Raw genomic sequence first — 16,256 nt, forward strand, 5'->3', positions numbered from 1 at the left:
TCTGTGAAACCTTCATCTGTGAAGCCAACCACATCATCAGCACCTTTTGATTCTTCTGTGATTATTTGGTCAAGCCCAGATCCTAGTCATTGGCACTTACCAATAAAAGGAAGAAGAAGTGTGATCAGGCTACCCAGTGCCTCTAAAGGAACAACAAAGGGAAAGAAGGGCTTTAGCAGGATGAAATTCCACAGAAATATACGAAACACCCTTGGAGGTATGTCTTCCATGTTTGAAGACAGAAGTTCTTCTTCGAGTGCAGCTAAGAAAAAACCCGTATCAAAAGTAACTACTAAAGGACTTCCCACAAAAACGAAAATTAAATTGGGAACTCCACAGAGTACGCCAGCGAGAAGAAACTCTTTCAAACCTCCGGTGCCTTCAAACTACTCTCGGAATTCCAGAAAACTTAATCCTCCCCTTTCAAAACCCTCAAACTCAAAAAGGTATGAAAAAGAGGAAATGTTTCCTTCAACCTCGAAAATCAAAGAAGGCACTACTACAGTATCAAAAACGATTAACTCAAAGCCTCCCACTCCTTCAAAGCTAATTCCCCTGGGAGTAATTAACTTTGGAAGTGGGCGAAAGAGTCGTGGCTTGAGTGACGTTTTCAACTTTATTGAGAGCACAAGGCGTACTGAAAATGCGAAGCGAAAAAAGCTCAAAAAAGCCGATAACGGGAAGAAAAAGAACCTGAAGCGTGAAAAGTTTCACAGAAATATCAAAAATACATTAGGGAGTTTGCAGACCTTCTTCTAAGAAGGTCATTTTAAATTTTTCTGTGGTGGAGCAAGAACTATTACTCTCTCTTTTTAAAACATCTTCTTATTTTTTAACAAAAACCTTTATAACCCTGTAGGTCATTTTACTAATAGGAGGCGCGCATAGCGGATGCTATCAAACAGCGAAACTTTTTTATAGAAGCATAACCATATTATAATGTAAGGAGGGTGAAAAAACGTCGAATATGAACGAACTTTTAGGGCTCACGATCGGATTGATGGTGATAACGATCGTAGCTTATTTAGGGCCTGGAATCGGTGAAAAAGTGAGTACTGCTATGCCAATCAACAAGACCGGCGACTTTGCCAGCACCACCACTGGAGCAGATATTTGGAATAGTGGAATGGGAATAATTGGAATCGTTGTCACAGTCATAATGGTAGCGGTTGCAATTAAGGCACTGAAGGGCATCCAGGTCGGAAACAACGATTAAGCGCATTGAGAAAGCGTATTTCTCTCAAAAATGGCTCAATTTCAGAAAACGGGACTAAAAAACGACTTTTTCTGAAAAACAGCATCATATACCACTCTTTTCTTATGGTAGGAAGGCAGAAAGCCCTATCCCTTTAGGGTTGGGATGAATGCCGTCAACTTTTCAAACCATCCCTTTTTTAAATAACTGCCAATTTTGTATATACCATAATCAATATATAGGTTAAACGCATATACTATTATGGTTAAATGGAAATACAGAATAAAAATAAAAAATACAAAAGCAGTAAACATTTGGTATTTAGCTGTCAGTACCATGTTATCTTTTGTCCGAAATACAGAAGAAAAGTCCTGACAGGTAAGATAGCTGAAAGGTTAAAGGAACTTATTCTTGAAAAGCAAGAAGAATTCCAATATGAAATTCTCGATATGGAGGTAATGCCGGATCACGTACACCTATTAATTGATGTAGACCCCAAAATCGGAGTCTATTCAGTGGTATCAAAAATTAAAGGATATACTTCAAAACAATTGAGAGAGGAATTCCCTGGACTGAAAAAGAAACTTCCTACGTTATGGACTCTTTCAAAATTCATATCTTCAGTAGGTTCTGTGACTCTTGATGTTGTAAAGAAGTATATCGAGGAGCAGAAAAACAAATGATTCTAACTTATAAAATTAAACACAATAGAGATTTCTCAGAGGAACTACAAAAAGCAAGAAAGGTAGCGGAGTTTGGCATTAAACACAGAACATTATCATCAAAAGATGTTGCTCATATTGGCTTGAAATCCATGATCTCTAATCAGATTTTAAGAAAATATGCAAGAAATAAAAAGGTTAAGTCTGTCAAGAACATCAAATTAACTATCCCTAATCAGGGAATAAAAATAGATGCTGATAAGCACATAATCAGAATTCCATGTGTTAAGCTGGCTCTTGAATATCAGTTTCCAGAATTTGAAAAGATCAACCAAATCGAATTAGGGAAAACGTTTGCTTATGTTTCTGTAACTATTCCTGAAAATGATATACAAAATCCTACTAATTATGTTGGAGTCGACAGGAATACTACAGGTCATATAGCTACTGTTGCCAATCCCGAAACTGGAAAAGTCTGGAAACTTGGTAAGAAAGGATTGCATATCCACACAAAGTATAAAAATATCAGGAAATCCCTGCAAAAGAAAGGTAAGTACAGAAAAGTAAAGCAAATTAAAGATCGAGAAAGCAGAATTGTAAAAGACCTTAATCATAAGATCAGTAAGAAGATCGTGGAAATTGCAGTACAGAATAACAGTGGAATTAAGCTTGAAGATCTAACCGGAATAAGGCAGACTGCAAAACAGAGAAAATCATTCAGATACTCTTTGAACAGTTGGTCATTCTATCAATTGCAACAATTCATAGAATATAAGGCTAAGCTGCAAGGAGTAGAGGTCGTCTATATTGATCCACATTATACAAGTAAAAGTTGTAGTCGGTGTGGACTTATTGGCAACCGAAACGGAAAACATTTTAAGTGTCCGTCATGCGGTCACGTTGACCACGCCGACATAAATGCTGCATTCAACATAGCAGTAAAAGATGTTAACGTAGATCAATCTATCGAAGAAAGAGATTCGATAGAAGGGAACACTGATATCCCTAAAGAGGCTCTTGGTTCAGCCGATGGTTCAATACTATTGTCTTAACCGAACCTTAGAACCCCCACTGCTTTAGCGTTGGGGAGTATGTCAGGAGAATCAAACTGTTTAGCCTCAACTCTAAACGGTATGTTGTGCTTTGTGCAAATTGCGTACACATGCTGTATATACGAATTTTTTACTATATTAGCTTTTTTACTTTTCTTTTTATTTGATATTTTAAAATATTTTTATACTCTCATTTTATATTATTTAGTTTTTTCGAAAAGCTTAAATACTTTAAAAACGTATATATTGTCAAGGAGTGGTTACTTTTGTTAAAAAAGGTTTTGAAGTTGAATACTGAAGGTAGTCTAGCCGTTGGCATTCCAAAGAAATTTGCCAAAGAACTGCAGTTGACTGAAAACGATGCTTTAAACGTCGTAAAAATAGGGGATACCCTACACATTACAAAAATTGTAATTGATTAAAAGTGAGGTCATAAAATGTTAGACAACAACACTGCATCTGAAAAATTAATTGAAGAGTGCTTAATTGATATGCTTAAAATTGCTGCTGATGCAAAAAAAGAAGCAGCAACAGGAATAATAACAGATGATTGTTTTGCTTGCTTTACAAGTGCATTCACACCTGTTTCCATTCTAATGGATTTAAACCCAAGTGTAATAGAAATTGTAGCACCACAAGAGATTAAAGAAGAAGAAAAGGAAATTGAAGAATTTGAAGAAGGGAAATTTGAAGAAGGGAAAGAAGAAGACAAAATACCTGTCTCTGCTAATACTTTCAAATTCCTAAATATAATGAACAAAAATCCTGAAAACATTTCACAGGAAGACAAAAGAGAAGCGTTCGAACTGTTCCCTGAAGCTTTTCAATTCATTCGAGTAGGTACGATGTGATGCAGCATGGAAGCTTCTGAAACTATTGAAAGTCCTCAAACAGTTTTAATTCAAGAGATCCACATTCAATACTGGATTCTTGCTGACATGGCTGCAAAAATGGAGGCACGAAAATACACAGGGGGAGAGATTAGCCGATTAGTAAAGTTTCGAGAGCCTTTAATTAAACTTGTATCACTAGCATCCTTCAACTTGCGTTTTGCTGAAATCATTAACGGGTTTTATCCCAGGTATCAACAAAAAATGCAAAAAACAAGGATTAACAATGGAAACTATTTAAAATTAACAAATGAAACATTAATGATTTGGCGAAATGTTTCTAGGGCTTTAAGAGATTCAAAAATAATTCAGTTAAAAGGGGAATAAAATAATGTCTGAGAAAAACGTAGGGGGTAACGCCTTTTCTCTTCAAACGCCAGCAGCAGTGCTGGCACCTAAACAGCAGTATCTGAACTTAATGATGAATACGATTTTTAAATTTTCAGAGATCTGTGCAGAAAATGAGATTACAAGGGCACGACAAGAGCGCGTAAGCATGTTGACCCGTATGCTGATTTCATACCTTCCTAATCCTGCAGAGAGAAAACGATTGACAGCCCTAAGAAATGATAAGATTAAGGAAGCCGAAAGAATTAAAGACATTGATTTAAAGCGTGAAGAAGTTTTCAATATTGACTGCATGATTGTTGGGGAAATCATGGAGCTTTTAGATGAAATTCTCGCGATTGTTGAGCGTCAATCAATTTTAAGAACAACTTCTGGACCAAGTGATCTTGAAAGATTTTACTACCCTGATGGGGCGGTGCCAGTTATGGAAGAGACTGAAATAGAGGGGTGGGAAGATGGGGCTTAAAAAAGAGTCACCGGAGGAAAATATCACACTTTCGGAAATAATTGCAAATAAAATATGCGGTGGGCATAATCAGCACTGCATTATATTTTTTGAAGGTAAAACAGGTGCAGGTAAGTCGTATGCAAGCTTAAGGCTTGCATTTGATGTTTCCCTGCAGTTTGCTAAAAGGCTTGGAGGAAGACCTGAAAAATATTTTAATATTGATCATGTAGGGATACTCACGGGCGAAGAAACAATTCGAATTGCTAAAAATATTGAGCAGTATGGAATCTATATTTTAGATGATGCAGGGGCTGAAGGGCTTTCGGCTAGAAACTGGCAGAGTGATCAAAATGAAGTCATGACAAAGCTGCTTCAGACATTCAGAACTAATAATAATCTTTTAATCATGTCTAGCCCAGACAAAAGTTTTGTCGATAAAATTGCGCGTACCTTGCTGCACTACAAGGTAACAATGACGCAAGCATATTACAACCAGGGGATCACGTTAGGAAAGCTTTCCACTGTGAAAAAAATCTCCACAAAAGACAACAACACGAATTTATACCCTTTCCTGCGAGCAAAGGGTGTCATTTTCAACTATGTTCAGTTCACTATGCCTCCTGAATGGATTACAAAAGAGTATGATCTCAGACGAAAGAGAATTGAACGTGAAATGAACTTGAAAGCTATTGAAGAGTTTGAGGGTACAAGAGATAAAGCAAAATTAAAAGAGCAACATAAACTTGAAGCAGGCATAAATAAAGCCTCTGAAGATGAAAAGAGAAAAAATAATGCGCGACTTTATAAATCTTTCATTAAGGAGGGTATGAAAGCTTCTGAAGCTTTAGAAAAGGCATGTGGTGTCACAGGTGCAAAAGTATCTCAAAGAACAGTTGTCAGAGATTATGAAAAGTTTTTTGGTGGCGAAGGCAAAGCCACAATTTAGACATTTTTTGGCGAAAAACACTAGCTCTATTAAGTTATATAGTTAGTGCTTTGCGAGAACCTTGGCGGCGGCGACGAAATTGGTCTATATGTTATTAGAAATTTAACACCAAAAGTTATTTATAGAAGCACAAACATATATAATAATTGAGTGAAAACACCTTTTTTAAACTTTAATATCAAGGGGGCGGGTCACCCCCTATACCACCTCTAAATCAAGCTAAAGGCGGTGTATCTTCCCTCCGCCAACTCAAAAATCACCTCCGCTGCTGGTTTCGTCCGTTCCCTGCAGCGGGTCACATCACAATTTTCACTCTCTTTTTTAAATTCTAAACCATGTGCGGGAGTCCACCTTTTGCAAAAGAAGTCGGGTTTAACTATTTTCTATCATATAGGGGTCTCCCTGAATAAGGATTAGCTAAAGTGAATGTGGATCAGTGCAGGTTCTATCCTGCAGCTGTTCGAAAGTATTAGTGATGAGTTTCGACCAGTAGTAAATCCTGATAAGTAATTAATTCCTACCGGTAGACTTTTGAAAACTTTACTACCAGCCTGCCTATATATTAAACTTCAAATAAGTATTTAACGAACACAATATCCGTATTCGGGAAAGTACATCTTTGCCCATCCTCAAGTAAACGGATCTTCCGCACGTCAATCAATTTATTCAGTAATTGCTGTACTTGATTTAAGCTTTGTTATAATGCAAACCTATCCAAAGAAGTTTGATCACAAGCCTTTTCAAAAAAGGCTTGACCGAAAACCTTGGCAACATTTGATTTGATAATCTAATCCCCAAACCCTATAGGCGTGATCACACCCCTTTTGAAAAAAGGCTTGACCGAAAAATCTTGCTAAATCTAAAACCCCGAACAACAGCGTGATCAACCGGCGCAACGGTTGTGGTTGAGCGAAAAATTTGACAACAACAAGTTAATTTTACAAAATTATAGCTTTCTATGCCTTTTTCCACGTAGTTAGAGATTTGAGTTAAAATAGAGAAAGGTTTGGGTTAGAAACTGGTTTGAACCCAGTAAAGAATCAATAATTTAATTTTGCGGATGAAATGAATTAATAAATCAAAAAGAGTAAGAACAGGTTAATGAGAGAAAAAAGGGAGATTTATTCCCTAATTTGAAAACTTAACTTCCAAGCAACAGGTACAAAAAGAGTCTGGACCTGAGCCTCGATGAAGTAATTTGTTACCTTCTCAGTGTTCTCCACATTGCAGCGATTTTCTCAATATCGATATGTGTATACCCTTCTTCTTTTATAGTCCATTTAAGGCTGAGGACTCCGTCATTACACTCGGCGGCAATTCCTCTGTATGTGGTATTTCCTCCAATATCAATTTCAACTTCTTTGCCCAGATAATACTTTTCAATGAACTCCTGCTTCATCATCTCAACTCCCAGTTCGTACTTTTCCGGATGAATCCCGGATAGACAATTTACAGGATATAGTTAGTTCCATGCAGTATATTAGAGTTAAAAAAACAGGGTTTCTGAACACAGTTTCTATATCGGGGAAAAATAGATACCCGCTGTTAAATTTAGTTTGAAGGTGACTATAGTATTCGAAAATCGGACAGAATAATAGTTCAGAACTCTGAGTTCTTTCCATCTGGAAAAAGCAAGCCAGAGCCCTGAACTTTCCCTTTTTGTTCAGAAAATTAGCTCAGTATCTCAAACTCTTCTCCCAATATCTCAAACACTCCTTTTAGCTCAGAAACTCAGTTCCATATCCTGAAGAAACTCAGTTCAATGTCTGAACTTTCATTCTTTTTATCAGAGATTCGGCTCAGGCTCATCAACTCCGGTTTCAGGCCTCTGCGCAGGAATATCAAAGAAAGGAATTTCTGCATCTTTAAACCAGGCTTCAAGGAAACTTAACAGGTGGTATTTCAGGAAAACGGCAAGTGGCACATTAAGGAAAAACACCGTTCCCAGGATCAAAATCAGTTCAATAACGATAACGGGAATGAGGAGTATCCAGAGAAAGAATTCCGATACCAGGGACGAAAAGAGGAAGTACAGAATCCCATCAAGAATAACGAAAATCAGCCCTAAAGCCAGGGCTGTCAATCCAAAAAGGAATATTGCAAGAATGGCTATTCCTATCCCAAGCACGAACCTGATAAGCCAATAAACCAGAACTTCCTGCCAGCTTTTCTTGAACTTTGTGAAAATAAGTCCAAAAGCAGAAACGATTCCTTTATCCTGGTAGATTGAAAGTGGAATTGCAAGACTTAATAGGGAATTTATTGCAACTGCGAGCAGAATTAGCACAATAATTACACAGGCAATCCAGAAAAATCCTCCAAGCAGGACAGGCCACGCAAAGTCCGCAGGACTTTCGACAATCCTTGGAGCAAAAGGAAGAGCAGCTATTCCGAGGAGCGCTAGAAGTGTCAGCCCGATAGCTAAACGCACCAGCAGGAGATTGAATCCTTTTTTCAGAAACCTTCGCGAATAGGCCCAGAATTTCACTTCATTTCTTATAAGCGATTCTACAAAAACAAATTCCATAACACTGGAAACGTACGAAAAAATCAAGGCCAGGAGAAGAATTAAAACTATTACCACAACTAAAGTTGCCAGTTGTGGTTCCGGATAAATATAACTGAAAGCAGTATCATGTGTGCCAAAAGGAAGATCAGGCATCTGGCCAGGTTCAATAATAGGAAAATTATTTTTAAAGTCTTCTGAACCTACATTGTAGTTGCTCGAACTTCCGAAACTTGAAACTCCGCCTAACAGAAAAATGATAATTGCAATTTTTGCCCATTTCCAGAAATTAAAAGGTTCAAAAAGAGCTTTTTTTGTCCTTGAGAGAGCTCTATCTACTGCATCTATCCCGTACCAGCTCATAGTGTATAATTTTAGTCAGAAGATAAATAATTATCTATACAGTTAGATTTAAAATTTCCCAGACAAACTCCAAGATATCTCAGGAAAACTTGAAATTATTCAGACTTAAGAACCTTTTAATTCAAAAACTATTCTCGAAATTTCACAATCATCTTCCCTTAATTTGTAAGTTTCTTCCCGGGTGAGCTATTAAAAAAAGATTATTTTTAAAAAACTTATTTTTCGGATCCATCATTTTGTCTTGACCATTGCCCGATTTATTTTGCGGATTCATTTTGCTTTTTCACCGGTGAGGGCTGCGAGATCTGGACAGAGATTCAAAGCCAGAGACAACTTCAAACAGTTCCTCATCAATACCACTCTGGCGCACACGGTAATATTCTCCATTGAGATTATCAAGCAATTCATCAATGTTTTTATCGGCTCGCTGCATCGCTGCCAATCGACTAGAGTTTTCACTTGCAAGGGACTCCGCGCATGCCCTAAAAAGCGAAACAAAAAGGTATTCGCTGATGAGTGCTCGTAAGGTCTCTGTGATATCGCCCATTACCTCAGGCAGCAAGTTTTTGGTTGGCCAGGAAAGTTTGGTCAGGTCATCTCGCCAGGTTTCATCAAATGGCAGCAATCGCTGGCTAACTGGCTCGTAGGTAACTCTGGTTTTATGGCGGTTGTAATAGAGATGAAGTTCAGCATCTTCATCCTGACTGCGTAGTTTCTCATTTTCCACAAGAATTTGCGCTATAAGTGGAGTAATGGCCTTAACCGAATTTGGCACATTATAAAGTCCAATAGGCGGCAAGCCCTCATCCAGCAGGCGTGAATAAACGCGCTCTCCGACAGCCCAGACCTGAGCTTTACCTGGCAAAGCTTCCAGTTCCTTGACTGCATAATCGGTTATTATATCATTAAACTGACCCACAAGCCCCTGATCTGAACCGAAAACGACAGCCCCGATAAGGCGTTCATTCTTTTGCCCTTTTCCTTCTTCCGGAGCTGGCGTGAGTGCAATTTTCCGGAAACATAAACCCAAACCCAGTTCCACTGTATGATAATAGTCAGATAACGCACTCACTGATTTTTCGTATTGCCCTATGTTCGAGGCTGCTAAGGCTTTCATCGTGCGGACGACAGACTGAAGATCTTTTGCTCTATCGATCTTTGTGCGCAGACTTTCTGTTGTTTCGGTCATGATTTCTCCTTAGCTTCAGGCTCGGACTTGCCTTTAATTTGAGTCTCTGATTTTTCCACTTTTTCTTCAGTTTTTGCTTCTGGCTTGGGTTTACCCTTAGCTTGGGCTTCTGACTCAGATTTTTCCTCAGTTTTAGCTTCTGGCTTAGATTCTGATTCAGATTTTGGCTGGTAAGGCTCCAGTGCTTTGCGGGAGATATCAAGGATAGTTTCACGATCCTTGTCGCTCAATTTTTTATCGCCTTTGAACCGATCGCGCACATCTGCAGGAATATCTGAAACTACCTTGCGGAGGGAGCTTTCAGCTTCTCCCATTCTGTCAAGTGGCACATTGTCGAAGAGTTTTGCGTTCAATGCAACAAGGATAACAATCTGATCTGGCACGGGTACAGGAGAATTTTGAGGCTGCTTCAGTAGGGCACGGATCCGCCTCCCATGCTCAATGACTTTTCGTGTATTTTCATCTAGCCTTGCGCCGAACCGGGTAAACGCTTCGAGTTCTTCAAATTGTGAATAGGCAAGCTTGAGGTCTCCGGCTACTGCTCTATAGGCAGCAAGCTGTGCTTTACCACCTACACGAGAGACGGATTTGCCAACGTCAACTGCAGGCAGCACACCCAACTCAAAAAGTGAAGGTGAGAGGTAAAGCTGCCCATCAGTGATTGAAATAAGATTAGTTGGAATATAGGCGGAAATATTCTGCGCCTCGGTTTCGATAATGGGAAGGGCAGTAAGTGAGCCGCCACCAAGTTCTTTGAGCAGGTGTGTAGACCTCTCCAGCAGTCGTGAATGAATATAGAATATATCACCTGGGTATGCTTCTCGTCCTGGAGGGCGGCGAAGTAAAAGAGAAAGTTCTCTATATGCACGCGCATGATTGGTTAGATCGTCGTAAACAATCAGCACGTCTCGACCTGCTTCCATAAAATACTCTGCAATGCTGGTCGCAGCATAAGGAGCAATATAGATTAGCCCGGATGGGTCATTACCTTCAGTTACAACAACAATCGTGTAATCCATTGCACCCCTTTCCTGTAAGTTTGCCACTGCTCTGGCAACTGCGGATGCACGCTGACCAATGGCACAATAAACACACAGGACATTAAAATCACGCTGGTTGAGAATAGTATCGATCGCAATTGCAGTTTTGCCAGTCTGGCGGTCTCCTAAAATCAATTCTCTCTGACCGCGTCCTATTGGGATTAACGCATCAATAACTTTGATACCGGTCTGAAGTGGCTCAGTAACAGGAGACCGATCCATAATTGCCGGACTGGGCCGTTCTATAGGCAAACGCTTACTGGAAACTATTGGCCCTTTGTTATCAAGTGGACGACCTAGAGGGTCAATAACTCGTCCAAGCAATTCTTCGCCTACAGCAACATCCATAACCCGTTGAGTGCGTTCAACTTGATCTCCAGCATGCAAATGTGAGTATTCGCCCAGTAGAACGGTACCTATTTCTTTTTCATCAACATTAAACGCGATCCCAAACAAGTCCCCTGGAAACTTTATAAGTTCATCGAAACCTATAGTAGGAAGGCCGGAAACATTTGCAATCCCTGTAGAAACTGTCAAAATTCTGCCCACTTCCTTAGGAGTGAGCGTCGGGGTTACTGATTCTCTGACCTGATGTATTTCGGTGAAAACTTTATCGAAAACATCCTTAAGACTTTTAGGTTCCATATTCACTGGCTCTTTATGTTTGCTCTGTTTTGGAATTTGTCTTCTGCTTGGCCACAGATTCGGACTTAGTTCCAGATTGCTGTTTAGCAGATTCTCGCTCTGCTGCAGGTTTTTGTTCTGCATCAGGTTCCTGTTCAGCCTCTAGCTCTTTTCTCGATTTGGGCTTATTATAGTCAGTTTCAGGTTTGGTTTCGACTTCTGAATCAGTTTTCGATTTGGATTTATTAGTCTCAGCTTCAGGCTTTTGTTCAGTCTCTGGTTCATTTTCCGACCTGGGTTTGTTATTTTTGGTTTGAGGTTCGGTTTTGACTTCACTCATAGACTGCTCTTTCAGAAGATCATCGATACTTTTTTGCAGCGATGTAAGATAATCTGCAATACTCCACGCCACTTTTTGCCCGTCTGCGATTAATTCAATACCACTGACAAGGTCTGGTGCAGTCTCAAACCTGGATTGAGTTTCTATACCAAGAGTTTCTTTAATCGCCTTTTGAATCGAATCACGCTGTGCTTGTGGAAGATCAAACGCAGTACGAATGAGCGCCTGACTTGATGATGCACTAAGCGCTGAGGCTAACTGCTTCTTTTCGTTATCCTTCAGATTGTGCAGATTTTGAGCAAATACGTCAACTGCGCGTTCTTCCAAACTGGTTCCAGCCAGATCGGTTAGTACTTTTTGCGCTATGTTGAAAACTTCCTGCTGGGTTCGGCGACCTATTTCCTGACTTAAAAGCTGTTCTTCGTTCCTTAATGCCTCCTGTTGTTTTGATCTTAAATCGGAGGCTTCATTCCTTACCTGTTCAAAAAGCCGTTGACGTTCAGCTTTCGCGTCTTCCTTTGCCTTATTCAAGAGGTCATTGCGCTGCTGGTCGAATTCCTCGTTCTTATGCTTGAACTCATCTTTCTCTTTTTGTGCTTCTGCTTCTTTTGCATCCGCATTCTTAAGTTCATCTGCTACCTTCTTCTCGCGTGCATCGACTGCATTGAGTATCGGCTTGTAAAGAAAACGCTTCAACAACCACACCAGGATGAGGAAGTTGATCACCTGCGCAATGACAGTGAACCAATCGATCAGCGGCATGCTTATTTTCCTCTCTATTTCAGGTAAGTGCACGGTTCCAGAACGGATTGGCGAAAATGAGAATCATGGAAACCACAAAACAGTAGATTGCCAAAGACTCTATCATAGCCAATCCCACAAATAAAGTCCTGGTTATTGTTGCGGAAGCATCGGGTTGCTGTGCCATTGAACTCAATGCTGTTGCGATTGAACGCCCTTCACCAATTGCAGGCGCGATAACTCCAATAGCTATCGTGATGCCAGAGGTAGCAATTGATGCCACCGCAATTGTAGTCGTATAAGTGTCCAAAGCCATAGTGTTTCCTCCTGTTGCTATTATTGTTGCTTCATTCACCTACTCCCTGATCAGCCTTCTTTTGCTCCTGTTTCGGCCTGTGCTTGTGCTCACGTGTAGCAGCTGCGATGTAAACTGTGGCTAGAACGCTGAAGATATAGGCCTGCACCGTACCAACGAGCAGGCCAAGAACAGTCATGACAATTGGAAAGATGAACGGAGTAATAGTCAGCAGAATGGCGACAATCATCGACCCGCTCATTATATTACCAAACAAACGAATTGCAAGAGCCAGAGTGCGAGATAATTCGCTGATAATATTAAACGGCAGCATAATGATCGTCGGCTCTGTGTACGTCTTAAGGTAGTTACCAACTCCTTGCTCTTCTATGCCGAAAAGTGGCACTGCTACAAACACACATAATGCGAGCGCAGCCGTAGTTGAAAGAGATCCGGTTGGTGGTTCATATCCTGGAATAATAATGCAAAGATTAGCCATGCCAATAAACAGAAAAAGCGTGCCTAAAAAGCCTAGATACTTCTTCGGCTGATCCAGACCAATGTCTTCGATTTGTTCTAATATGCTTGTAACAATAATTTCCAAAATACTTTGCCAGCGAGAACGTTCCAGACCTGTGGAGAGTTTGCTTGTAATTATTTTTGAACCAACAACCATTACCAGCATCAGACCCCATGTGTATACAATCGTGGCATTGAGTTTGATAAAGCCATACTGCCAGAAAACCAGTTCATCAGGACTAAGTCGCATTACTGGCCTCCTTTGTCAGTTGATTCGGATCTTCATCCGGCAGTCTGGTGAGTCTAACTACTACCTGACGCATTACAAAAAACCCAAACATGCATATTAGCAGCCTCTCCCAATGGCCGTCAGAAGCAAAGTAGAATCCAGATATGGCGATGATGGTCCGTATTAATAGGCTGCCAAGGAACCAGAATGCAGGCCTTCTGGATGAAAGTCCCTTCTGAACTGTCCACCAGAGCCCGCCGAAGAAAGCAGCTCCAAGCAGAAAACCAGCTACCAGAGCCAGGAGAAGATTCAATATTTCATTCATTGTAATCCTCCTGTTCTTCTTGCATTTCCCTACGCTCCTTAGTCACCCAATGCCATGCATTCAAGCAGCCGATAAACAGGCCGATGATCAGCATTGTGAGTGTCCAGGAAAAACTTGCTGGATAGTGCTTATCTAACCAGAGCCCAAGTGCAGCACCAACTAGTGTTGGAACTGCTACAGACCAGCCTATGAGCCCCATCATGCCTAGACCAAGCCAGACAGTTCGGTTAACATGACGTTGTGCCCTGAGTTTGCGTTCAGCTTTTGTCCCAACCTGACGGGCCAGAGGAGACTCGTCCTTCAAAGGTTTCTCTGAGGGTCTGTCAGACATTCTGAAACTCCGCTAAGCGACGTATAAGCCCTATTTCCAATTTTGCCATTACTGAGCGAATTTTTTGCTCAGTCTCATCTAAGGTCAAAAACTCTTTTTCTACTGCCTCGTGCAGTTGGCTTAAGTCTGTTCCGAAAATAGCGTCACGTGCCGAGACAAGCACATCCTGACCAATCTTGATAAGTACGCCTTCATCGACTGCCACATAAACCTCGCCCTCTGATTCGGTTTCGTAGGTTAGAATTCCAGGTTCCAAAGCCGCAACGCAATCAAGTCGGTGTGGTAAGAGTCCAAATGAGCCTTCGCGTCCCTCTGCAACTATACGTGATACGCCTTTCTTTTCGGCAAAGACCTGGAAAGGCAGAAGAATTGTAAGATTCATGAGTGCTGAATTCATGATTTGTCCCGGCTTGATTTTTTGGCTATTGCTTCGTCAATCGTTCCAATCATATAGAGGTCGCCTTCTGGGTAGTCTTTGAATTCGTCACGCAAGATACGTTCGCAGCCGTCGAGCGCATCTGAAAGACTTACGGATTTGCCTTTAATGCCTGTGAACTGTTCGGTAGTGAAAAATGGCTGCGTCAGGAAACGTTCGAGGCGGCGGGCGCGGGCAACTACATTGCGATCCTCCGGCGATAATTGCTCTAGGCCAAGCATTGAGATAATATCCTTGAGTTCTGAGTATTGAGCAAGCGTCTGCCGAATTTCCTGGGCAAGGCGATAATGCTTTTCGCCAATAATACCAGGTGTTGCCATTTTCGAGTTTGACTGCAAAGGATCAATGGCCGGATAAAGCCCTTCACTTGCTCTTTTGCGAGAGAGAACAATTGATGCTGAGAGATGTGAGAATGTGTGCACTGCCGAAGGGTCAGTGAAATCGTCAGCAGGCACATACACTGCTTGAATTGACATTATGGCTCCAGCATCGGTAGTAGATATGCGCTCTTCCAGCTCAGATAATTCAGTACCTAATGTCGGCTGATATCCCAGGCGTGAAGGCATCTGCCCCATCAAGCCGGAAACTTCTGAGCCAGCCTGAATAAACCGGAAAATATTATCTATAAGCAGTAGTACATCGCGGCGCTCATCATCCCTGAAGTACTCTGCCATTGTCAGTGCTGTATGACCTACACGAAAACGGGCTCCAGGTGGCTCGTTCATCTGGCCGAACACCATAACCGTATTCGGAAGCACACCCGCATCTTTCATATCACGATAAAGCTCTTCCCCTTCTCGGCAACGCTCGCCTATTCCGCAAAATATGCTCACTCCCTGGTGTTGTTTGACTACGTTGTGAATCATCTCGGTTAGCAACACTGTCTTGCCAACGCCTGCTCCTCCGAATAGACCCGCTTTACCTCCGCGCTCAAGCGGTACCAGTACATCTATAGCTTTGATACCAGTCTCGAATATTTCAGAAGTAGTGGACCGACGAATCAGCGGCGGCGGAGCTTGATGGATTGAACGCCACTGGACATTAGATGGAGGCTTACTGCGGTCTATGGTATCTCCAAACACATCGAACATTCGCGAAAGGATTTCCCTACCAACAGGAGCTTTCAAAGGTCCGCCTGTATCTTCCACTGCCATGCCTCGCGCAAGACCTTCGGTGGGGGTCAGAGCAATTCCACGAACGCGATGTGTGTCAAGCTGGGCCAAAACCTCTATGGCAATTTGACTTTCTTTTCCTGCACGTAGCAGTGTATATACAGCTGGCAAGTGTCTCTCGAACAATACGTCTACGATGCTGCCACGCACCGAGATGACTGTACCGAGATTTAAGGGACTATTTTTATCTTCCATATTGCCTTAACAGCTCCCCCATGCTTGCATCATATTCTGTTTTAGAGTTTCCTTTTGATGAGGCCTGGTTCTTAAGAACTAAGAATGTAGTGAAAAACTCCTATCTACCCACGCCACAAAACCCATATTGACCAGGAAACGCTAAAGAAAAACTACAACGGCATCGAGTTTCAAAGAATAACTTCGTAAAGCAGTTTTTATGTTGGTTTATAAATCTTGTCTTACGAGTGAATCATTCTTCACTTGATTTCCCCTTCCCATAAAGAAATATATCATTTCCATATATTAATATGACTTTAATATATTTCTAATTTTATTACAAAATCTAATCTCAGGTCTTAAATTAGCTCTTAATATTAGGTTTTGAAATCAGAATTTAAAATAGGATTTTATGTTTGATATAATTTTGA

20 protein-coding genes are annotated in these 16,256 nt (G+C 41.0%); 9 read left to right on the forward strand and 11 right to left on the reverse strand.

What is annotated here, in order from left to right:
- The 9 genes from BP549_RS07000 to BP549_RS07040 all read left to right on the forward strand — a co-directional run.
- Nucleotides 1-759, forward strand: a 759-nt coding sequence (locus BP549_RS07000) for a hypothetical protein (protein ID WP_292379360.1), incomplete at its 5' end; no start/stop codon positions are given.
- Between the two features lie 289 nt (nt 760-1,048).
- Entirely contained in the window at nt 1,049-1,216 is a 168-nt protein-coding gene (locus BP549_RS07005; protein WP_292379363.1) for a hypothetical protein, read from the forward strand.
- Between the two features lie 248 nt (nt 1,217-1,464).
- Nucleotides 1,465-1,878 carry an IS200/IS605 family transposase gene (gene tnpA, locus BP549_RS07010; RefSeq protein WP_292379364.1) on the forward strand — a complete coding sequence of 138 codons (414 nt, stop codon included), beginning with the start codon at nt 1,465-1,467 and terminating at the stop codon, nt 1,876-1,878.
- A complete protein-coding gene (locus tag BP549_RS07015) occupies nt 1,875-2,909 on the forward strand; it encodes an RNA-guided endonuclease InsQ/TnpB family protein (RefSeq protein ID WP_292379367.1) in 1,035 nt (344 codons plus the stop codon). The genes tnpA and BP549_RS07015 overlap by 4 nt, the downstream gene beginning before the upstream one ends.
- Before the next feature lie 266 nt (nt 2,910-3,175).
- Complete coding sequence (locus BP549_RS07020) at nt 3,176-3,331, forward strand: AbrB/MazE/SpoVT family DNA-binding domain-containing protein (protein WP_292379369.1); 156 nt, start codon at nt 3,176-3,178, stop codon at nt 3,329-3,331.
- 15 nt (nt 3,332-3,346) lie between these two features.
- Entirely contained in the window at nt 3,347-3,760 is a 414-nt protein-coding gene (locus BP549_RS07025; RefSeq protein ID WP_292379372.1) for a hypothetical protein, read from the forward strand.
- A gap of 6 nt (nt 3,761-3,766) precedes the next feature.
- On the forward strand, nt 3,767-4,126 hold the full coding sequence (locus tag BP549_RS07030; protein ID WP_292379373.1) for a hypothetical protein: 360 nt from the start codon (nt 3,767-3,769) through the stop codon (nt 4,124-4,126).
- Nucleotides 4,127-4,130: 4 nt separating this feature from the next.
- Nucleotides 4,131-4,613, forward strand: a complete 483-nt coding sequence (locus BP549_RS07035) for a hypothetical protein (protein WP_292379375.1) — start codon at nt 4,131-4,133, stop codon at nt 4,611-4,613.
- Nucleotides 4,603-5,541 carry a hypothetical protein gene (locus BP549_RS07040; RefSeq protein ID WP_292379377.1) on the forward strand — a complete coding sequence of 313 codons (939 nt, stop codon included), beginning with the start codon at nt 4,603-4,605 and terminating at the stop codon, nt 5,539-5,541. Before BP549_RS07035 ends, BP549_RS07040 begins: the two co-directional genes overlap by 11 nt.
- Nucleotides 5,542-6,742: 1,201 nt before the next feature.
- On the opposite strand, the gene BP549_RS07045 is transcribed toward BP549_RS07040, so the two are convergent.
- The 11 genes from BP549_RS07045 to atpD form a co-directional block, all read right to left on the reverse strand.
- Nucleotides 6,743-6,940 carry an MM0924 family protein gene (locus tag BP549_RS07045; RefSeq protein ID WP_292373621.1) on the reverse strand — a complete coding sequence of 66 codons (198 nt, stop codon included), beginning with the start codon at nt 6,938-6,940 and terminating at the stop codon, nt 6,743-6,745.
- Between the two features lie 387 nt (nt 6,941-7,327).
- Nucleotides 7,328-8,410, reverse strand: coding sequence for a DUF7544 domain-containing protein (locus BP549_RS07050; protein ID WP_292379380.1), 1,083 nt, complete (start codon nt 8,408-8,410; stop codon nt 7,328-7,330).
- Nucleotides 8,411-8,693: 283 nt separating this feature from the next.
- Entirely contained in the window at nt 8,694-9,599 is a 906-nt protein-coding gene (locus BP549_RS07055; RefSeq protein WP_292379383.1) for a F0F1 ATP synthase subunit gamma, read from the reverse strand.
- Nucleotides 9,596-11,284, reverse strand: a complete 1,689-nt coding sequence (locus BP549_RS07060) for an alternate F1F0 ATPase, F1 subunit alpha (protein ID WP_292379386.1) — start codon at nt 11,282-11,284, stop codon at nt 9,596-9,598. Before BP549_RS07060 ends, BP549_RS07055 begins: the two co-directional genes overlap by 4 nt.
- Nucleotides 11,285-11,297: 13 nt before the next feature.
- Entirely contained in the window at nt 11,298-12,365 is a 1,068-nt protein-coding gene (locus tag BP549_RS07065; RefSeq protein ID WP_292373570.1) for a F0F1 ATP synthase subunit B, read from the reverse strand.
- A gap of 19 nt (nt 12,366-12,384) precedes the next feature.
- The gene (locus BP549_RS07070) at nt 12,385-12,660 is read right to left on the reverse strand and encodes a F0F1 ATP synthase subunit C (protein WP_292373568.1); all 276 of its coding nucleotides are present in this window, start codon (nt 12,658-12,660) and stop codon (nt 12,385-12,387) included.
- Between the two features lie 31 nt (nt 12,661-12,691).
- The gene (locus BP549_RS07075) at nt 12,692-13,408 is read right to left on the reverse strand and encodes a F0F1 ATP synthase subunit A (RefSeq protein ID WP_292373566.1); all 717 of its coding nucleotides are present in this window, start codon (nt 13,406-13,408) and stop codon (nt 12,692-12,694) included.
- A complete protein-coding gene (locus tag BP549_RS07080; protein WP_292379388.1) occupies nt 13,398-13,712 on the reverse strand; it encodes an ATP synthase subunit I in 315 nt (104 codons plus the stop codon). The genes BP549_RS07075 and BP549_RS07080 overlap by 11 nt, the downstream gene beginning before the upstream one ends.
- Nucleotides 13,705-14,043, reverse strand: coding sequence for an AtpZ/AtpI family protein (locus tag BP549_RS07085; RefSeq protein WP_292373562.1), 339 nt, complete (start codon nt 14,041-14,043; stop codon nt 13,705-13,707). Before BP549_RS07085 ends, BP549_RS07080 begins: the two co-directional genes overlap by 8 nt.
- On the reverse strand, nt 14,036-14,440 hold the full coding sequence (locus tag BP549_RS07090) for a F0F1 ATP synthase subunit epsilon (RefSeq protein ID WP_292373561.1): 405 nt from the start codon (nt 14,438-14,440) through the stop codon (nt 14,036-14,038). Before BP549_RS07090 ends, BP549_RS07085 begins: the two co-directional genes overlap by 8 nt.
- On the reverse strand, nt 14,437-15,846 hold the full coding sequence (atpD, locus tag BP549_RS07095; protein WP_292373560.1) for a F0F1 ATP synthase subunit beta: 1,410 nt from the start codon (nt 15,844-15,846) through the stop codon (nt 14,437-14,439). Before atpD ends, BP549_RS07090 begins: the two co-directional genes overlap by 4 nt.
- Between the last annotated feature and the right edge of the window lie 410 nt (nt 15,847-16,256).

This window comes from Methanosarcina sp. UBA289, assembly GCA_002496565.1.
Classification (GTDB): domain Archaea; phylum Halobacteriota; class Methanosarcinia; order Methanosarcinales; family Methanosarcinaceae; genus Methanosarcina.

Coding starts and splice junctions, on each gene's coding strand:
- BP549_RS07090 (WP_292373561.1), bottom strand. CDS start 14,440: ATGAATTCAGCACTCATGAATCTTACAATTCTTCTGCCTTTCCAGGTC.
- BP549_RS07070 (WP_292373568.1), bottom strand. CDS start 12,660: ATGGCTTTGGACACTTATACGACTACAATTGCGGTGGCATCAATTGCT.
- BP549_RS07085 (WP_292373562.1), bottom strand. CDS start 14,043: ATGTCTGACAGACCCTCAGAGAAACCTTTGAAGGACGAGTCTCCTCTG.
- BP549_RS07035 (WP_292379375.1), top strand. CDS start 4,131: ATGTCTGAGAAAAACGTAGGGGGTAACGCCTTTTCTCTTCAAACGCCA.
- BP549_RS07025 (WP_292379372.1), top strand. CDS start 3,347: ATGTTAGACAACAACACTGCATCTGAAAAATTAATTGAAGAGTGCTTA.
- BP549_RS07080 (WP_292379388.1), bottom strand. CDS start 13,712: ATGAATGAAATATTGAATCTTCTCCTGGCTCTGGTAGCTGGTTTTCTG.
- BP549_RS07050 (WP_292379380.1), bottom strand. CDS start 8,410: ATGAGCTGGTACGGGATAGATGCAGTAGATAGAGCTCTCTCAAGGACA.
- tnpA (WP_292379364.1), top strand. CDS start 1,465: ATGGAAATACAGAATAAAAATAAAAAATACAAAAGCAGTAAACATTTG.
- BP549_RS07030 (WP_292379373.1), top strand. CDS start 3,767: ATGGAAGCTTCTGAAACTATTGAAAGTCCTCAAACAGTTTTAATTCAA.
- BP549_RS07065 (WP_292373570.1), bottom strand. CDS start 12,365: ATGCCGCTGATCGATTGGTTCACTGTCATTGCGCAGGTGATCAACTTC.
- BP549_RS07040 (WP_292379377.1), top strand. CDS start 4,603: ATGGGGCTTAAAAAAGAGTCACCGGAGGAAAATATCACACTTTCGGAA.
- atpD (WP_292373560.1), bottom strand. CDS start 15,846: ATGGAAGATAAAAATAGTCCCTTAAATCTCGGTACAGTCATCTCGGTG.
- BP549_RS07060 (WP_292379386.1), bottom strand. CDS start 11,284: ATGGAACCTAAAAGTCTTAAGGATGTTTTCGATAAAGTTTTCACCGAA.
- BP549_RS07055 (WP_292379383.1), bottom strand. CDS start 9,599: ATGACCGAAACAACAGAAAGTCTGCGCACAAAGATCGATAGAGCAAAA.
- BP549_RS07075 (WP_292373566.1), bottom strand. CDS start 13,408: ATGCGACTTAGTCCTGATGAACTGGTTTTCTGGCAGTATGGCTTTATC.
- BP549_RS07045 (WP_292373621.1), bottom strand. CDS start 6,940: ATGAAGCAGGAGTTCATTGAAAAGTATTATCTGGGCAAAGAAGTTGAA.
- BP549_RS07015 (WP_292379367.1), top strand. CDS start 1,875: ATGATTCTAACTTATAAAATTAAACACAATAGAGATTTCTCAGAGGAA.